This window comes from Paraburkholderia sp. OAS925 (assembly GCF_040543975.1).
Lineage (GTDB): Bacteria > Pseudomonadota > Gammaproteobacteria > Burkholderiales > Burkholderiaceae > Paraburkholderia > Paraburkholderia graminis.
Map to the genome: position 1 here is coordinate 1184437 of NZ_JBEUNO010000002.1, position 16408 is coordinate 1200844.

The 16408-nt window shown below is 59.0% G+C and carries 9 protein-coding genes, 2 tRNA genes, 3 rRNA genes and 1 pseudogene; 12 read left to right on the forward strand and 3 right to left on the reverse strand.

Annotated features, from left to right (window positions below):
* Positions 1-15 precede the first annotated feature (15 nt).
* Positions 16-813 (forward strand): YfaP family protein, encoded by a 798-nt coding sequence (locus ABIE53_RS24105; RefSeq protein WP_192700487.1) that lies wholly within the window; start codon positions 16-18, stop codon positions 811-813.
* A 261-nt stretch (positions 814-1074) separates the two neighbouring features.
* Entirely contained in the window at positions 1075-1440 is a 366-nt protein-coding gene (locus ABIE53_RS24110) for a hypothetical protein (protein WP_192700486.1), read from the forward strand.
* A 121-nt stretch (positions 1441-1561) separates the two neighbouring features.
* Here ABIE53_RS24110 and rpoD read toward each other — a convergent pair whose 3' ends face one another.
* Entirely contained in the window at positions 1562-3556 is a 1995-nt protein-coding gene (gene rpoD / locus ABIE53_RS24115) for an RNA polymerase sigma factor RpoD (protein WP_053859622.1), read from the reverse strand.
* A gap of 748 nt (positions 3557-4304) precedes the next feature.
* Between rpoD and ABIE53_RS24120 the strand changes: the two genes are divergently transcribed.
* From ABIE53_RS24120 to rrf, 5 genes are all read left to right on the forward strand, one after another.
* Positions 4305-5837 (forward strand): 16S ribosomal RNA (locus ABIE53_RS24120).
* 72 nt (positions 5838-5909) lie between these two features.
* Positions 5910-5986, forward strand: a tRNA-Ile gene (locus ABIE53_RS24125).
* Positions 5987-6039: 53 nt separating this feature from the next.
* Positions 6040-6115, forward strand: a tRNA-Ala gene (locus ABIE53_RS24130).
* A gap of 353 nt (positions 6116-6468) precedes the next feature.
* Positions 6469-9351, forward strand: a 23S ribosomal RNA gene (locus ABIE53_RS24135).
* 231 nt (positions 9352-9582) lie between these two features.
* Positions 9583-9696: ribosomal RNA gene (gene rrf, locus ABIE53_RS24140) — 5S ribosomal RNA — on the forward strand.
* Together the 16S, 23S and 5S rRNA genes with 2 tRNA genes alongside form the textbook arrangement of a ribosomal RNA operon.
* A gap of 219 nt (positions 9697-9915) precedes the next feature.
* Here rrf and ABIE53_RS24145 read toward each other — a convergent pair.
* Entirely contained in the window at positions 9916-10380 is a 465-nt protein-coding gene (locus ABIE53_RS24145) for a hypothetical protein (RefSeq protein ID WP_053859621.1), read from the reverse strand.
* Between the two features lie 211 nt (positions 10381-10591).
* On the reverse strand, positions 10592-11455 hold the full coding sequence (locus tag ABIE53_RS24150) for a FadR/GntR family transcriptional regulator (RefSeq protein ID WP_053859620.1): 864 nt from the start codon (positions 11453-11455) through the stop codon (positions 10592-10594).
* Between the two features lie 249 nt (positions 11456-11704).
* On the opposite strand from ABIE53_RS24150, the gene ABIE53_RS24155 reads away from it, so the two are divergent.
* From ABIE53_RS24155 to ABIE53_RS24175, 5 genes and pseudogenes are all read left to right on the forward strand, one after another.
* Positions 11705-12913, forward strand: a complete 1209-nt coding sequence (locus ABIE53_RS24155; protein ID WP_006049065.1) for an ABC transporter substrate-binding protein — start codon at positions 11705-11707, stop codon at positions 12911-12913.
* An 88-nt stretch (positions 12914-13001) separates the two neighbouring features.
* Positions 13002-13863, forward strand: a pseudogene (locus tag ABIE53_RS24160) (branched-chain amino acid ABC transporter permease).
* On the forward strand, positions 13860-14942 hold the full coding sequence (locus ABIE53_RS24165; protein ID WP_192699429.1) for a branched-chain amino acid ABC transporter permease: 1083 nt from the start codon (positions 13860-13862) through the stop codon (positions 14940-14942). Before ABIE53_RS24160 ends, ABIE53_RS24165 begins: the two are co-directional and overlap by 4 nt.
* Positions 14939-15706, forward strand: coding sequence for an ABC transporter ATP-binding protein (locus tag ABIE53_RS24170; RefSeq protein ID WP_192699428.1), 768 nt, complete (start codon positions 14939-14941; stop codon positions 15704-15706). The genes ABIE53_RS24165 and ABIE53_RS24170 overlap by 4 nt, the downstream gene beginning before the upstream one ends.
* The gene (locus ABIE53_RS24175) at positions 15703-16404 is read left to right on the forward strand and encodes an ABC transporter ATP-binding protein (RefSeq protein WP_029966616.1); all 702 of its coding nucleotides are present in this window, start codon (positions 15703-15705) and stop codon (positions 16402-16404) included. The genes ABIE53_RS24170 and ABIE53_RS24175 overlap by 4 nt, the downstream gene beginning before the upstream one ends.
* Positions 16405-16408: the final 4 nt, after the last annotated feature.

Below are 16408 nucleotides of genomic sequence, written 5' to 3' on the forward strand. Positions count from 1 at the left end.
ACGGGAGCAGTAACGATGAAGCGCAGAACGACGGGATGGATGAACGCGGGCCGCGGCTTGCTGCTGCTCGCATGCTTGCAGGGCATGTCGGCCGCGCAGGCGAGCGACATCGACATGAGCGCGCCGCTGAACGGCTGGCGTAATACCAGCGGCGACAACGAACGCTATACGCAGGACGTGCACTATCCGGCGGTATCGGTGACGACGCCCGAAGGGCAGTCGAGATTCGCGCTGATCCAGGGGCAGATTCGCAACGCGCCGAAGAAGAAGGGCAACACGGTCGGTACGCTGGTGGTCGACGGCACGCCGTTGCCGCAACGCATCGAAGAGGACGGCAAGTTTTCGCGGCCCTATGCGTTCCCGGCGGGCAGCAACAGCGTAGAACTGCGCGCGCCGGACGGCAGCCGCAAGCGCGTACAGTTCTACGACGCCTACAGCGGCAAGACGCAGCCGAAGCTGCGCGTCGTGCTCGCGTGGGACACCGACGGCACGGACCTCGACTTGCATGTGGTGTCGCCCGACGGCGCGCATGCATGGTACGGCGAGCGCGTGACGCCGAACGGCGGCGCGCTGGACGTCGACGTGACGACGGGCTATGGGCCGGAGATTTATTCGTCGGCCGCGCCGTTGAAGGGCACCTATCTCGTCTACGTGAATTACTACGGCAGCGGCAGCGGCCGCAGCGACATGACGGTCGCTCAGGTGACGATCATCAGCAACGAAAACACGCCCAGCGAAAAGAGCGAGACGATCCGCGTGCCGATGCGCAAAGCCGGCGAACTGACGCTTGTTAAGACGTTTGTGATGCCTTGAGCGGTGGGTGTTTGTTCGCTTGCGTACGATCGAGCCGCAGCACGTGCACGCGATGAAAACTGTGCGCGCTCAGACACTTGAGCGAGTCTTGCGCAGGATATCCACAGGCTTGTTCCCAGTTTCTGTGGACAACAATGATAGTGGTGTTGGGCGCTTGCACTTACCCTCCCTTACAGGGCTTCAAGTTTCAGCCGGTCACGGTCGATACAGCTTGTAAGCGGCTCTGCGCCGCAAGCCTTGAAGAAACGAACGGAGGTTGCAATGCAAATCGACAGCGCATTGCCGTCGACATCACAAGCCACTGCTCGTGCAGCGAAGAATGCTTCGTTATCGTCTGCCGGCTCGGGCGATGACGCTGCGTCGCGCTCCTCTAACTCGAACACGTCTGAGCAGGACGCGGCTGTGCATATCTCAAGCGAAGGCGCCGCTGCGGCGGCTCTTGCGCCTGATGCGGCAAGCGAAGGCGCTTCGGGTTCGGACTCGTCGGCGGTGAAGTCGTTTGCGTATGGCACGCTCGGACTCGAACGGCCGGATCAGCCGCACGAAGAGCGCAATGCTTTTTACACAGCGGGACGTTGGCTCGCGGCGGGCATCACCCTTGGCGGCATCATTTCGCTGCTTATTTGACTGTTCGCGAGCGTGTCCGGCTGAACGGACGAACTGCTGCTTGAGGACTTGAGGATTTGAGGCGGGGCGCGCTTGCCGTGCGATGTGCACGGCAAGCGCGATGTGATGCGGAGGTTGTTGCTTAGCGGTCGAGGAACGACTTCAGTCGATCGGCACGGCTCGGATGCATGAGCTTGCGCATGGCCTTGCTCTCGATCTGGCGAATGCGCTCACGCGTGACGTCGAACTGCTTGCCGACTTCTTCCAGCGTGTGATCCGACTTCGTGTTGATGCCGTAGCGCATACGCAGCACCTTCGCTTCGCGCGGCGACAACGAGTCGAGCGCGTCGTCGATGGCGGCGCGCAAGTCGGCTTGCATCGCCGCATCCGCCGGCGACGAAGCCGCCGAGTCTTCGATCATGTCGCCGAGCGTGGCATCGCCGTCGTCGCCAACAGGCGTTTCCATCGACACCGGCTGCTTGGCGATCTTCAGAATGCCGCGCACCTTCTCTTCCGACAGATCCATGCGCTCGGCCAGCACCGACGGATGCGCTTCCTGACCCGTCTGCTGCAGAATCTCGCGCGAAATGCGGTTGAGCTTGTTGATCGTCTCGATCATATGCACCGGCACGCGGATGGTGCGCGCCTGGTCCGCGAGCGAACGCGTCACGGCCTGACGGACCCACCACGTTGCGTACGTCGAGAACTTCCAGCCGCGACGATATTCGAACTTGTCCACCGCTTTCATCAAGCCGATGTTGCCTTCCTGGATCAGATCGAGGAACAGCATGCCGCGATTGACGTACTTCTTCGCGATGGAAATGACGAGACGCAGATTCGCCTCGATCATCTCGCTCTTCGCCTTGCGCATCTTCGATTCAGCCGCGACCATCTGGCGGTTGATCTCTTTCAGATGCTTGAGCGGCAGCGAAACGGTGGCTTCGATGTCGATCAGCTTTTGCTGTTCCGACTGAATTGCCGGCAGATGGCGCTCGAGCGCCGCGCCGTACGGCGTGTTGCCGCGCGCCGCACGCTCGGTCCAGCCGAGGTCGGCTTCATGACCCGAGAACGATTCGATGAACTTCTCGCGTGGCATGCCGCTCTTCGTGACGACGATCTGCAGAATGTTGCGCTCGATTGCACGCACCTGCGCGACCTGATGCTGCACGTCGCCGCACAGACGGTCGATGGTGCGCGCCGTGAAGCGGATCTTCGCGAGATGCTGCTGGATCTCTTCACGCGCCTTCTGGTACGCCTTCGAGCTGACGTCGCCGCGCGTGTGCGACGCGTTCATCTGGTCGTACAGAATGCCGACTTGCGCGAAGATTTCGAGGCAGTCGCTCGTGAGCTGCTTCAGGCGTGCTTCGTCTGCCGCCGACGAGTCGGCCGGGCCGACGTCGTCGTCGCTATCGCTGTCGTCGTCTTCGTCGGCATCCGCGTCGACGTCGGCTGCGGCGTCCGCGCTGGCGGTTTCTTCTTCCGCAGGGACGTTGTCTTCGTTCAGGCCGTCAACGAGTTCGTCGATGCGCAACTCGCCGTCCGCGACTTGCTGGGCGCTGGCCAGAATCGCGGAGATTGCGAGCGGGCATGCGGCGATTGCCTGCACCATTTCGTGCAGGCCGTCTTCGATGCGCTTCGCGATCGCGATTTCGCCCGCGCGCGTCAGTAGCTCGGTTGCGCCCATTTCGCGCATGTACATGCGCACCGGGTCGGTCGTGCGGCCGAACTCGGAGTCGACCGTGGACAACGCAACTTCGGTTTCTTCGTCCGCCTGATCGTCGGAGACGACAGCGGGGGCGTTCGAGTTCAGCAGCAGCGTTTCGGCGTCCGGGGCCTGCTCGTAGACCTGCACGCCCATGTCGTTGAACGCGCTGACGATGCTGTCGATCGCCGCCGTCTGCGCGAAGTTATCGGGCAGGTGGTCGTTGATCTGGGCATGGGTCAGGTAGCCTTGCTCCTTGCCCAACTGGATCAGCGCACGCATCTGGCGCTGACGCTCTTCGGCTTGCTGCGGCGGCAGTTCGGCCGCCACGGGGATCGCTTTGCCCGCACCCTTGCCCTTGGGCGTACGGCCCGACGGAGCCTTTGTGTAGGCTGCGGTTTCGTGTTGCGAATCTTCGCGATCAAAAGGGTTCACGTATTCTCCTCGAGAGGCTTCGCTATGAGACGCAAGACGCGACCGTCAGGCGTTTCGAGCATGGCTCAACATCACCTGAGTGACTCAACGCGGTTATAAGGCTGTGTGCTCTGGGGAGCAAAAAAGATGAGCCCGCTTGGAGCGGGCCGATAGAATGTGCGAAATTCGCGCGGCTCGCATTATATACGAGCTTGCGCCTCCGCGCGCATTGTGCGCAGCAATTCGTCGCATGTTGTTGCCGGTCTTCATACTGTGCGCGACCGACGAATGGCAGACCTGTAACTATAGACCAACTTGCGCGTGTTCACACGAGTGCGTTGTCCTGGTGGTCCTCGTCGTCCTATGTGGAAGCTTATCTATATATGTAGCGCGCGAACGTGACGAGCGTCGTGCGCGCATGCAAAAGAAAATTCGAGGAGGGGGTTGACGGCTTGTCACTCGATCTTCATAATCTCGCTTCTCTGCTGCTGATGCAGCGACGCAGAACGAAGCAGTGCCGGGTGGTTGAAATGGGCGCTGTGAAGTGTGCGAACCGATCTTTAAAAACTAACAGCCGATAAGTGTGGGCGCTTGATGCGCGACGCGCGCCGGGTTGCGGGGTTTTCTCCGGAGCCGGGCGAAAAGCGAAAGTATCAAGTCTCACACAGTAATGAAAGGAAGGTTTGGTCATCGAGAGATGGTTGAACACTTCGTCAGTACGTTGAGTGAGCGACCGGGTTCGAAAGAGCCCGAAAACAGTAACAGGTTTGAACTGAAGAGTTTGATCCTGGCTCAGATTGAACGCTGGCGGCATGCCTTACACATGCAAGTCGAACGGCAGCACGGGAGCAATCCTGGTGGCGAGTGGCGAACGGGTGAGTAATACATCGGAACGTGTCCTGTAGTGGGGGATAGCCCGGCGAAAGCCGGATTAATACCGCATACGCTCTGCGGAGGAAAGCGGGGGATCCTTCGGGACCTCGCGCTACAGGGGCGGCCGATGGCAGATTAGCTAGTTGGTGGGGTAAAGGCCTACCAAGGCGACGATCTGTAGCTGGTCTGAGAGGACGACCAGCCACACTGGGACTGAGACACGGCCCAGACTCCTACGGGAGGCAGCAGTGGGGAATTTTGGACAATGGGCGCAAGCCTGATCCAGCAATGCCGCGTGTGTGAAGAAGGCCTTCGGGTTGTAAAGCACTTTTGTCCGGAAAGAAAACCGCCTGGCTAATATCCGGGCGGGATGACGGTACCGGAAGAATAAGCACCGGCTAACTACGTGCCAGCAGCCGCGGTAATACGTAGGGTGCAAGCGTTAATCGGAATTACTGGGCGTAAAGCGTGCGCAGGCGGTTCGCTAAGACAGATGTGAAATCCCCGGGCTTAACCTGGGAACTGCATTTGTGACTGGCGGGCTAGAGTATGGCAGAGGGGGGTAGAATTCCACGTGTAGCAGTGAAATGCGTAGAGATGTGGAGGAATACCGATGGCGAAGGCAGCCCCCTGGGCCAATACTGACGCTCATGCACGAAAGCGTGGGGAGCAAACAGGATTAGATACCCTGGTAGTCCACGCCCTAAACGATGTCAACTGGTTGTCGGGCCTTCATTGGCTTGGTAACGTAGCTAACGCGTGAAGTTGACCGCCTGGGGAGTACGGTCGCAAGATTAAAACTCAAAGGAATTGACGGGGACCCGCACAAGCGGTGGATGATGTGGATTAATTCGATGCAACGCGAAAAACCTTACCTACCCTTGACATGTACGGAAGTCCGCTGAGAGGTGGATGTGCCCGAAAGGGAGCCGTAACACAGGTGCTGCATGGCTGTCGTCAGCTCGTGTCGTGAGATGTTGGGTTAAGTCCCGCAACGAGCGCAACCCTTGTCCCTAGTTGCTACGCAAGAGCACTCCAGGGAGACTGCCGGTGACAAACCGGAGGAAGGTGGGGATGACGTCAAGTCCTCATGGCCCTTATGGGTAGGGCTTCACACGTCATACAATGGTCGGAACAGAGGGTCGCCAAGCCGCGAGGTGGAGCCAATCCCAGAAAACCGATCGTAGTCCGGATCGCACTCTGCAACTCGAGTGCGTGAAGCTGGAATCGCTAGTAATCGCGGATCAGCATGCCGCGGTGAATACGTTCCCGGGTCTTGTACACACCGCCCGTCACACCATGGGAGTGGGTTTTACCAGAAGTGGCTAGTCTAACCGCAAGGAGGACGGTCACCACGGTAGGATTCATGACTGGGGTGAAGTCGTAACAAGGTAGCCGTATCGGAAGGTGCGGCTGGATCACCTCCTTTCCAGAGCTGAACGTGTCAAACGTTGAGCGCTCACGCTTATCGGCTGTAGTGAAGAAACGCAGACAGACTCAGGGGTCTGTAGCTCAGTCGGTTAGAGCACCGTCTTGATAAGGCGGGGGTCGATGGTTCGAATCCATCCAGACCCACCACTGTCATGTCTGGTGAGCTGGTCGGCTGTGACTCCTGCGATCTCTGTATGACCGGGGGATTAGCTCAGCTGGGAGAGCACCTGCTTTGCAAGCAGGGGGTCGTCGGTTCGATCCCGTCATCCTCCACCAATCCTCAATGCGTAGCGTTCTGTGAAACAGGCAGAGCGTTGTGCATTGGCGATTGAGCCAGTCAGCAAGTGGTATGAAGCAGAGCTTTGTATCGGCTGTCGTTCTTTAACAATCAGGAAGAAGTAGTAAAGAGATTCACGAAAGCATACTTAGAGATGGGTGTGCGAGTAGGTGAATCAGGGTTGTGATTGTATCGATGTATTTTAAAGGTAATCGAAAGATTGCTCTTGGAATACGGCGCAACACGAATACTCAACCTGTAGCGAGTGATCGGATCGCTGGTCCCCTTCGGGGATCGGGCCAGAGTAAGTGCTAAAGCACTAACACTGGCCGAGAAGACACACCCGTTATAGGGTCAAGCGAACAAGTGCATGTGGTGGATGCCTTGGCGATCACAGGCGATGAAGGACGCGGTAGCCTGCGAAAAGCTACGGGGAGCTGGCAAACGAGCTTTGATCCGTAGATGTCCGAATGGGGAAACCCACCTCTTTTGAGGTATCCGTGGCTGAATACATAGGCCATGTGAAGCGAACGCGGTGAACTGAAACATCTAAGTAACCGCAGGAAAAGAAATCAACCGAGATTCCCAGAGTAGTGGCGAGCGAAATGGGACCAGCCTGTACTCTTTATCTTCATTGTTAGTCGAAGGCTCTGGAAAGTGCCGCCATAGCAGGTGATAGCCCTGTAGACGAAAACAGCGAGGAAGAACTAGGTGTACGACAAGTAGGGCGGGACACGTGAAATCCTGTCTGAAGATGGGGGGACCATCCTCCAAGGCTAAATACTCGTGATCGACCGATAGTGAACCAGTACCGTGAGGGAAAGGCGAAAAGAACCCCGGGAGGGGAGTGAAACAGATCCTGAAACCGCATGCATACAAACAGTCGGAGCCTTTGAAAGAGGGTGACGGCGTACCTTTTGTATAATGGGTCAGCGACTTACATTCAGTGGCAAGCTTAACCGATTAGGGCAGGCGTAGCGAAAGCGAGTCCGAACAGGGCGTTCAGTCGCTGGGTGTAGACCCGAAACCAGGTGATCTATCCATGGCCAGGATGAAGGTGCGGTAACACGTACTGGAGGTCCGAACCCACTAACGTTGAAAAGTTAGGGGATGAGCTGTGGATAGGGGTGAAAGGCTAAACAAACCTGGAAATAGCTGGTTCTCTCCGAAAACTATTTAGGTAGTGCCTCGTGTATCACCTTCGGGGGTAGAGCACTGTCATGGTTGTGGGGTCCATTGCGGATTACTACGCCATAGCAAACTCCGAATACCGAAGAGTGCAATCACGGGAGACAGACATCGGGTGCTAACGTCCGGTGTCAAGAGGGAAACAACCCAGACCGCCAGCTAAGGTCCCCAAATATGGCTAAGTGGGAAACGAAGTGGGAAGGCTAAAACAGTCAGGAGGTTGGCTTAGAAGCAGCCATCCTTTAAAGAAAGCGTAATAGCTCACTGATCGAGTCGTCCTGCGCGGAAGATGTAACGGGGCTAAGCCATATACCGAAGCTGCGGATGCACATTTATGTGCATGGTAGGAGAGCGTTCCGTAAGCCTGCGAAGGTGCACTGGAAAGTGTGCTGGAGGTATCGGAAGTGCGAATGCTGACATGAGTAGCGATAAAGGGGGTGAAAGGCCCCCTCGCCGTAAGCCCAAGGTTTCCTACGCAACGTTCATCGGCGTAGGGTGAGTCGGCCCCTAAGGCGAGGCAGAAATGCGTAGCTGATGGGAAGCAGGTTAATATTCCTGCACCAGTGTTGAATGCGATGGGGGGACGGATCGCGGAAGGTTGTCCGGGTGTTGGAAGTCCCGGTCCTTGCATTGGAGAAGGCGCTTTGGCAAATCCGGGCGCGGAATTCAAGGGTGCGAGGCCAGTCGTTTAGGCGACGAAGCAATCGGAAGTGGTTCCAGGAAAAGCCTCTAAGCTTCAGTTCAACAGTGACCGTACCGCAAACCGACACAGGTGGGCGAGATGAGTATTCTAAGGCGCTTGAGAGAACTCGGGAGAAGGAACTCGGCAAATTGGTACCGTAACTTCGGGATAAGGTACGCCCCTGTAGCCTGACTGGCCTGCGCCAGAAGGGTGAAGGGGTTGCAATAAACTGGTGGCTGCGACTGTTTAATAAAAACACAGCACTCTGCAAACACGAAAGTGGACGTATAGGGTGTGACGCCTGCCCGGTGCCGGAAGATTAAATGATGGGGTGCAAGCTCCTGATTGAAGTCCCGGTAAACGGCGGCCGTAACTATAACGGTCCTAAGGTAGCGAAATTCCTTGTCGGGTAAGTTCCGACCTGCACGAATGGCGTAACGATGGCCACACTGTCTCCTCCCGAGACTCAGCGAAGTTGAAGTGTTTGTGATGATGCAATCTCCCCGCGGCTAGACGGAAAGACCCCATGAACCTTTACTGTAGCTTTGCATTGGACTTTGAACCGGTCTGTGTAGGATAGGTGGGAGGCTGTGAAGCGTGAACGCCAGTTTGCGTGGAGCCATCCTTGAAATACCACCCTGATCTGTTTGAGGTTCTAACCCTGGTCCGTGAATCCGGATCGGGGACAGTGCATGGTAGGCAGTTTGACTGGGGCGGTCTCCTCCCAAAGTGTAACGGAGGAGTACGAAGGTACGCTAGGTACGGTCGGAAATCGTGCTGATAGTGCAATGGCATAAGCGTGCTTAACTGCGAGACCGACAAGTCGAGCAGGTGCGAAAGCAGGTCATAGTGATCCGGTGGTTCTGTATGGAAGGGCCATCGCTCAACGGATAAAAGGTACTCTGGGGATAACAGGCTGATACCGCCCAAGAGTTCATATCGACGGCGGTGTTTGGCACCTCGATGTCGGCTCATCTCATCCTGGGGCTGTAGCCGGTCCCAAGGGTATGGCTGTTCGCCATTTAAAGAGGTACGTGAGCTGGGTTTAAAACGTCGTGAGACAGTTTGGTCCCTATCTGCCGTGGGCGCTGGATATTTGAAGGGGGCTGCTCCTAGTACGAGAGGACCGGAGTGGACGAACCTCTGGTGTACCGGTTGTCACGCCAGTGGCATCGCCGGGTAGCTATGTTCGGAAGAGATAACCGCTGAAAGCATCTAAGCGGGAAACTCGCCTTAAGATGAGATATCCCCGGGGCTTCGAGCCCCTTGAAGGGTCGTTCAAGACCAGGACGTTGATAGGTCAGGTGTGTAAGCGCAGTAATGCGTTCAGCTAACTGATACTAATTGCCCGTAAGGCTTGATCCTATAACAGGTGTGTCTCGACCAGCGTTGGCGCTTTAGCGCTTACACTGGTCCGATCCCCGAAGGGGATGCGCTGGAACTCCCCGCCAGGGAGAACAGGACGCACGGTTGAGTGATCGATGTTGTGCCTCGAACAACACAGCCCAAACAGCTTTACCCTGGTGAGCATCACCAGAAACTACTTCTTCCGGATTGGTTGTGTTGGCCCAAAACCCAGCACGACAACAAGTCATGCCTGATGACCATAGCGAGTCGGTCCCACCCCTTCCCATCCCGAACAGGACCGTGAAACGACTCCACGCCGATGATAGTGCGGATTACCCGTGTGAAAGTAGGTAATCGTCAGGCTCCCCAGCAGTGTCAGAAACCCCACCCCGAAAAGGTGGGGTTTCTGCGTTTACACGGCTGCAAAGGACGCAACCTCGCAACCGGCAAGCTCGCAAACGCTGCGCCAAACGCAGGCGTCCAGAACAGGACACCGGCAGCCGATCCGCAGCCATTTCAGAAAGACCCGCCCGCGCGCATCGCGCCCCCACACCCGGTCAATTTCCAATCAACCTCAGGCCGTCAGGCCCTCTTGCGCATCGGAAGCTGATACGGCAGCCCGGCAGTAAAGCGGTCCAGCCGTTCGCTCGCATCGGTGACTGCCCATAGCGGTGCGCCGTGCAATTGCCGATCGTAGTGGGTGGCAATGTCGGCGAAAAGCGCGAATCCACCCTCGTCTATCGCCCATCTTCCGGTATCTCGTCCGGTATCGAACACCTTGGCTATCTCGCGCTCGGCTGCGCCTAGTTGCTCGCCGGTCGTCGACCCGTAGCCGGCTTCGGCCAGGAACCCGGTCAATAGCATGGCCTGCGTGAGCGTTTGCGCATCGTTCACTCCGCCGTCGCCCCGTCGCAACGCGTCGAGCGCAAGATGCACGCGCAGCGCGAGGTCATCTGCGATTTGCCGGGCGATGGGCAACAGCATTGCCTTGGCATGCCGGGCGCGCGCGGCGCCGGTGTGTCGGGAAAACGGAATAGGTTGTGCCATGAAGGTTCAAGATTTTGCCTGTGCAGATGCAATAACGGCGCGCGCGATAAAAGATTGAGCCTTCCCGCCGCCCAGGCCGAAAAAACCACCGCGCCGCGGCGCATCAAGAAGCCCCTGTCAGACGCCACAAACCATCAAGCAACCTGCCGCTGCCAGGCCGTCGAGACCTATCCTCCGCGAGTAATCCCGCCCACCGTAAGCCGAAACCGCATCATTCCCCACTGCCCGCCGAATCTTCCTCGCCCAACCCCGCAGGACTAACACTTCGCGCCCGCACCCGCCGACGGATCTCCGAGTCGAGAATCAATCGCCCCCGCAGCTTCCCTTTCATCCGCTTGACGTATCGCGGCGCCTCGGTCATATGCACCGTCATCAACTCGCGCACTTTCTCGACGTCACGCTCGCGTGCCGCCTTGGTGATCGCCTTATGAATCTTGACGTTCGCCTGTCCGAATCGCTCGTGTTCCGCCTGCGGCGTATCGTTACGGAACTCGATCAGTTGCCGGATCATTTCGTTGATGAGCTCGCAACTGAAGCGCAAAAAAGGATTCGGATTCGCGGCCGCAAGAATGTCGTGAAAATTCACGTCCTCCTGGCGCTGACGCACGATGTCCTGGCCGCCGTGCGCGGAAGCCGGCCGATCGCAACATGCGATGCTCGCCTCGAGCGCCTCGAAGTCCTGCTCCGTCAGATGCGGCACCGCGCCCGCCGCGAGCTCGGGCTCAAGTAGCTTGCGCACGGTGTAAATGTCGTCGATGGACACGTCCTTAAAGAACAGATAGTTCTGCAGAAGCTGCAACGTCCGGTCGAGCGGCACTTCAACGACCATCCCGCCGCCGCTCGGTCCGGTCGTCACCTTGATAAGCCCTTGCACCTCCAGCGACTTCAGCGCCTCGCGAATCGTGCTCTTGCTCACCGAAAACAGCTGCTGCAACTCGACCTCGCGCGGCAGCCGATCGCCCGGCTTGAGATCCTTCTCCGTGATCAACCGCTTGATTTCCTCCGCGACCAGATCGCCGCGCTTTTGCTGCTTGATCTCGATCGCGGCGCCAGCCTTGGCTCGGTCAATGGCCATGTTTCGTACTCCAATTTTGTGTGCTGCACCGTCGGTGTTTCGCGGACGTCAACCGGAGGCGCAAGTACAAGCCGCCGCGTCGCCGCCAGGAATTTTGCCTTATTGACACTGGAATTTATTGTACCTACGATCAAGTCAATCCTATTTATCATGATAAATAGCACGAACCGCGGCACTAAGACCAAAGACTACACCGCGGCCAGCCACTTTTCGTAGTCGTTCACTGCGTGTCTCTCCAAGGAGCGTGATTTGAATCGCCGAAATATATTGAAGCTGGCCGCGCTGTCGGCCGTTCCGGGGACGCTGGGTTCGCTCGTCGCGCGCAGTGCTTTTGCGCAGGCGGGCAGCGTGCAATTCGCGTGTCCCGTGCCGATGTCCGGCGCGTTCGCGGCCAACGGCAAGTACGCCGACCTCGGCATGAAGCTCGCCATCGAACAATACGGCAAGGTGCTTGGCGAACCGCTCGCTTATTCGGTGCTCGACACCGAAGGCAAGCCGGCAACGGCGGTTCGCCGCGTGCAGGAAATCGCCCAGCAGAAGAACGCGCGCTTCTTTGCCGGAGGTATTTTGTCGTCCGAAGCATTGGCGATGGGCAAGGAAGTGCAGAAAGCCGGCGGCGTTTTCATCACGACGGCAGGTGCCGACGAAATCACAGGAAAGGACTGCAACGACGCAACTTTCCGCTGGTCCGTGCCCACGTATGGCGCGATCGAACAGACGGTGCGCCCACTGATCCAGATGCTGCCGAAGGCCAAGCGGTGGTACACCATCACGCCGCAATACGTGTTCGGCGACGGTCTTCTGTCCGCGGCGAAAGCGGTGTTCAAGGAGAAGGGCATCGAGCATGTGGGCAACAGTTATCACTCGCTGAATGAAAAAGAGTTCAGCGGCTATCTGACGAACGCGGTTGCCGCGAAGCCCGACGTGCTGCTGATCCTCAACTTCGGCTCGCAATCGTCGGACACGCTGCGCCAGGCCGTGAGCTTCGGCATGAAGAACAACTGCACGATTCTGCTCGCGTGGGCTTCCGGTCTCGAGCAATTCGAGTCGCTCGGTGCGGATCTGTGCGACGGCGTGTATTTCGGCGCGCAGTACTGGCATGGTATCGATTCGCCGCTGAACCGCGATCTCGTCAAACGCACGCAAGCGGCGTTCAAGACGAATCCCAACTACAGCCTCGCGGGCTCGTACGTCTGCACGAAGATTCTGCTGGATGGCATCGTCAAGGCCGGCAATGTCGATCCGAAGAAAGTGGCTGCGGCGCTCGAAGGCATGAAATACGATGGTTTGACAGGTCCGGAAGAAGTCCGCAAGGGCGATCATCAGGTGCTGAAGAACTACTATCTGCTGAAGGGCAAGGCGAAGAACAAGATGAAAAACGCCGACGACTACGCGGATATCGTGAGCTCCGGTCAATCGTTCCTGCCGCTCGACAAGACCGGTTGCAAACTGACCTGACGCGCAACGCCGCGCCGAGCAGCGCCGGCCACGTCGTGCCGGCATCCATGAATGCAGCGACGTTGCGCTCAATCACCAGACAGTCGCCATGAACGTTTATCTTCTGCAGATCGTCAACGGTATCGGAGTCGGGATGCTGTACTTCCTGCTCGCGGTCGGGTTTGTCGATTGTGTTCGGCCTGCTGCGCTTCGTGAACTTCGCGCACGGAGCCTTTTATCTGCTCGGCGCGTATTTCTGCTATCAGGCGATGCAGTGGTCGCTGAACTTCTGGACAGCGCTCGTCGTCGTCCCGATAGCAGTCGGCGCATTGGCATGGGTCGTCGAAAAGCTGATCTTGCGGCACGTCTACGCACAGCAGCACGAGTTCCACATTCTCGTGACGGTCGGCCTCGCGCTCGTCGTGCAGGAGTGCGCGATCCTCGTGTGGGGACCGCTCGGCGATAACGTGCCGGTTCCTGACATGCTGAACGGCGTGGTCATCTGGGGCAGCTTTGTGTATCCGAAGTATCGGCTGTTCGTGATCGGCTTCACGGCCGTGCTCGCCGCGTTACTGTGGTGGGTGCTGGAGGGCACGCGTCTTGGCAGCGCGGTGCGTGCGGGAAGTGAATCGACGGAAATGGTGTCGCTGCTCGGCATCAACGTGTTGCGTGTATTCAGCCTCGTGTTCGCGCTCGGCGCTGCAACGGCTGCGCTCGCCGGCGTGCTCGCCGCGCCGATTCGCGGCGTCGATCCCTTCATGGGCATCGAGGCGCTCGGCGTCGCGTTCGTCGTCGTCGTGGTGGGCGGCATGGGCAACTTTCTCGGCGCGCTGGTGGGCGGCCTGCTGGTCGGCATCGTGCAAAGCGTGATGAGCACGCTGTGGCCCGAGGGCGCGCGCCTGATGATCTACGTCGCGATGGCCGCCGTTCTTCTGTTGCGGCCGAATGGCCTACTGGGGAGAGCCGCGTGATCGACACTTCCAAATCCGGCGTCGCGAAGGCGGCGCCGCAGGCATCCGGCGGGCGCGCGTTGGGCCACACGCTGCATCGCTACCGTTTTCTTTTGCTCTCGTTGCTGGTCGTATGCATTCTGCCGTTGACGCTGCGCTCCGGCTCGCTCGCCACCGAGGTCCTCGTCTTCGCCCTTGCCGCGTTGGGCTGCAATCTTCTCCTTGGCCACACGGGGCTGTTGTCGTTCGGGCAAGGCATCTTCTTCGGACTCGGCAGCTATAGCGCGGGGCTCGTGCTGACCAAAGCCGCATTGCCGGTGCCCGTTGCGCTGCTTGCGGCGCTCGTGGTTGGCGCGGCAGCGGCTGCACTCGTCGGATGGTTTTCGATCAGACAGCGCGGCACCTACTTCGTGATGCTGACGCTCGCGTTCGGACAACTGTTCTACTTTCTCGCATACACGACGCCCGACCTGACCGGCGGCGATAACGGCCTGCTCGATATTCCGCGGCCCGCGCTCAGGTTGTTCGGCCACGAACTGATCGCGTTGACGTCTCCGTGGCAGTACTACGGATTCGTCGCCGTGCTGTTTCTCATCGTGTTCTGGCTGCTGATGCGCGTCTCGCACTCCGTATTCGGCCGCACGTTGCTCGCGATTCGCGACAACGAAGCGCGCGCCGCCGCGGTCGGCTACGACGTCAAGCGGTTCAAGCTCATGGCGTTCGTGATCTCGGGCGCGGTGACGGGGCTCGCCGGCGCATTGCATGCGTTGATGACGGGCATCGCGCCGCTATCCAACATCGATTACCACACGAGCGAAATGATCCTCGTGATGACGGTGATCGGCGGCACCGGCAATCTGTTTGCGTCGGTGCTGGGCGCCGCGTTCTATGTGCTGTTCGCCGACTGGCTTTCCACGTTGTGGCCGCGCTGGCTGCTGCTGCTCGGCATCGTACTGATGGCGGTGAGCCTTTACATGCAGCGCGGTCTGTGGGGTCTTGGCGAGCGAATCTGGCAAGCGCTGCGCCGTCATCCGCAAGACGACGCCCAGACCGTTCCCGCAACGGGTAGCAGCGACGACACCGCAACGGAGCGCACATGACCGAGCCCATTCTCAACGCAAGCGGCGTGATGAAGCGCTACGGCAAATTCACGGCGCTCTCCGAGGTCAACCTGCGCATCATGCCGCGCACCGTGCATTCGGTGATCGGCCCAAACGGTGCGGGCAAGACCACGCTTTTTCATGTACTTACCGGCACGTTGCCGATCACCGCAGGCAAGATCGTGTTCGACGGCCACGACGTGACGCACGAGCCCGATCACAAACGCGTGCGCCGCGGCGTCGCGAGATCGTTTCAGGTGACGAGCCTGTTCGCCAATCTGAGCGTGCGCGAAAATCTGCGGCTTGCCGCACAAGGCGTCGATGCCGTGCGCGCGCTCAATGCATGGACGCCGCCGCGCGGCGCGCTGGCGCACACCGATACCGTCGACAGTGTGCTCGAACGTCTCGCGTTGCAGCGCTTCAGCCAAATACCGGCGGGCGCGCTGTCGCATGGTCAGCAGCGGCGGCTCGAAGTCGGCATGGCGCTCGCCGCTCGACCGAAGGCGATCTTTCTCGACGAGCCGACGTCCGGCATGGGCATCGACGATCTCGACGATATGAAGCAACTGATTCGCGGCCTGCGCGACGACTACACCGTCGTGCTGATCGAGCACAACATGGGCATCGTGATGGACATCTCCGACACCATCACCGTGATGCAGCAAGGACGCGTCCTAGTGGAAGGACGCCCCGACGAAATTCGCGGCGACGAGCGCGTGCGCAGCGCGTATCTCGGCAACATGATCACCGGAGGCCGCGCATGATTCTCGACGTGCAGGACATTCACGGCTTCTACGGCAAAAGTCACATACTGCAAGGCGTTTCCTTGCAGATCGGCGAAGGCGAGACCGTCACACTGCTGGGCCGCAACGGCGCGGGCAAGTCCACCACATTAAAGGCGATTGCCGGCATCGTCGCGCCGAAGAACGGGCGCGTCGCATTCAACGGCACGACGATAAGCGGCCTGCAGCCGCACAAGATCGCGTCGCGCGGCGTGTGCTTCGTGCCCGAACATCGCGGCATTTTTCGTTTGCTCACCGTCGAGGAAAACTTGCGGCTCGGCGCGCGCAAAGATTCGCCGTGGCAACTCGACGACATCTACCGGATTTTTCCGCGGCTCAAGGAGCGGCGCACGAATGGCGGCGGACAGTTGTCGGGCGGCGAACAGCAGATGCTCGCCATCGGCCGCGCGCTGATGAACCACCCGCGTCTTCTGATGCTGGACGAACCTGTCGAAGGTCTGGCGCCCGTCATCGTCGAAGAAATCGTCGCGCAGCTCAAGCTGATTCGCGAGGCGGGCGTCGCGATTCTGCTCGTCGAACAAAACCTCGAGGTCTGCACGCAACTCGCGGATCGCCACTACATCATCGAGCAAGGTGTGATCGTTTATTCGGGCGATAACGCATCGTTCGCTGCCGACGATTCGATCAAGGATCGCTATCTCGGCGTCGGCGTCGTTTGAAGCT

What these genes read in the sequence shown, in the direction of transcription:
- ABIE53_RS24150 (WP_053859620.1), bottom strand. Translation starts at nt 11,455, where the DNA reads ATGGCCATTGACCGAGCCAAGGCTGGCGCCGCGATCGAGATCAAGCAG.
- ABIE53_RS24105 (WP_192700487.1), top strand. Translation starts at nt 16, where the DNA reads ATGAAGCGCAGAACGACGGGATGGATGAACGCGGGCCGCGGCTTGCTG.
- ABIE53_RS24170 (WP_192699428.1), top strand. Translation starts at nt 14,939, where the DNA reads ATGACCGAGCCCATTCTCAACGCAAGCGGCGTGATGAAGCGCTACGGC.
- ABIE53_RS24110 (WP_192700486.1), top strand. Translation starts at nt 1,075, where the DNA reads ATGCAAATCGACAGCGCATTGCCGTCGACATCACAAGCCACTGCTCGT.
- ABIE53_RS24175 (WP_029966616.1), top strand. Translation starts at nt 15,703, where the DNA reads ATGATTCTCGACGTGCAGGACATTCACGGCTTCTACGGCAAAAGTCAC.
- ABIE53_RS24145 (WP_053859621.1), bottom strand. Translation starts at nt 10,380, where the DNA reads ATGGCACAACCTATTCCGTTTTCCCGACACACCGGCGCCGCGCGCGCC.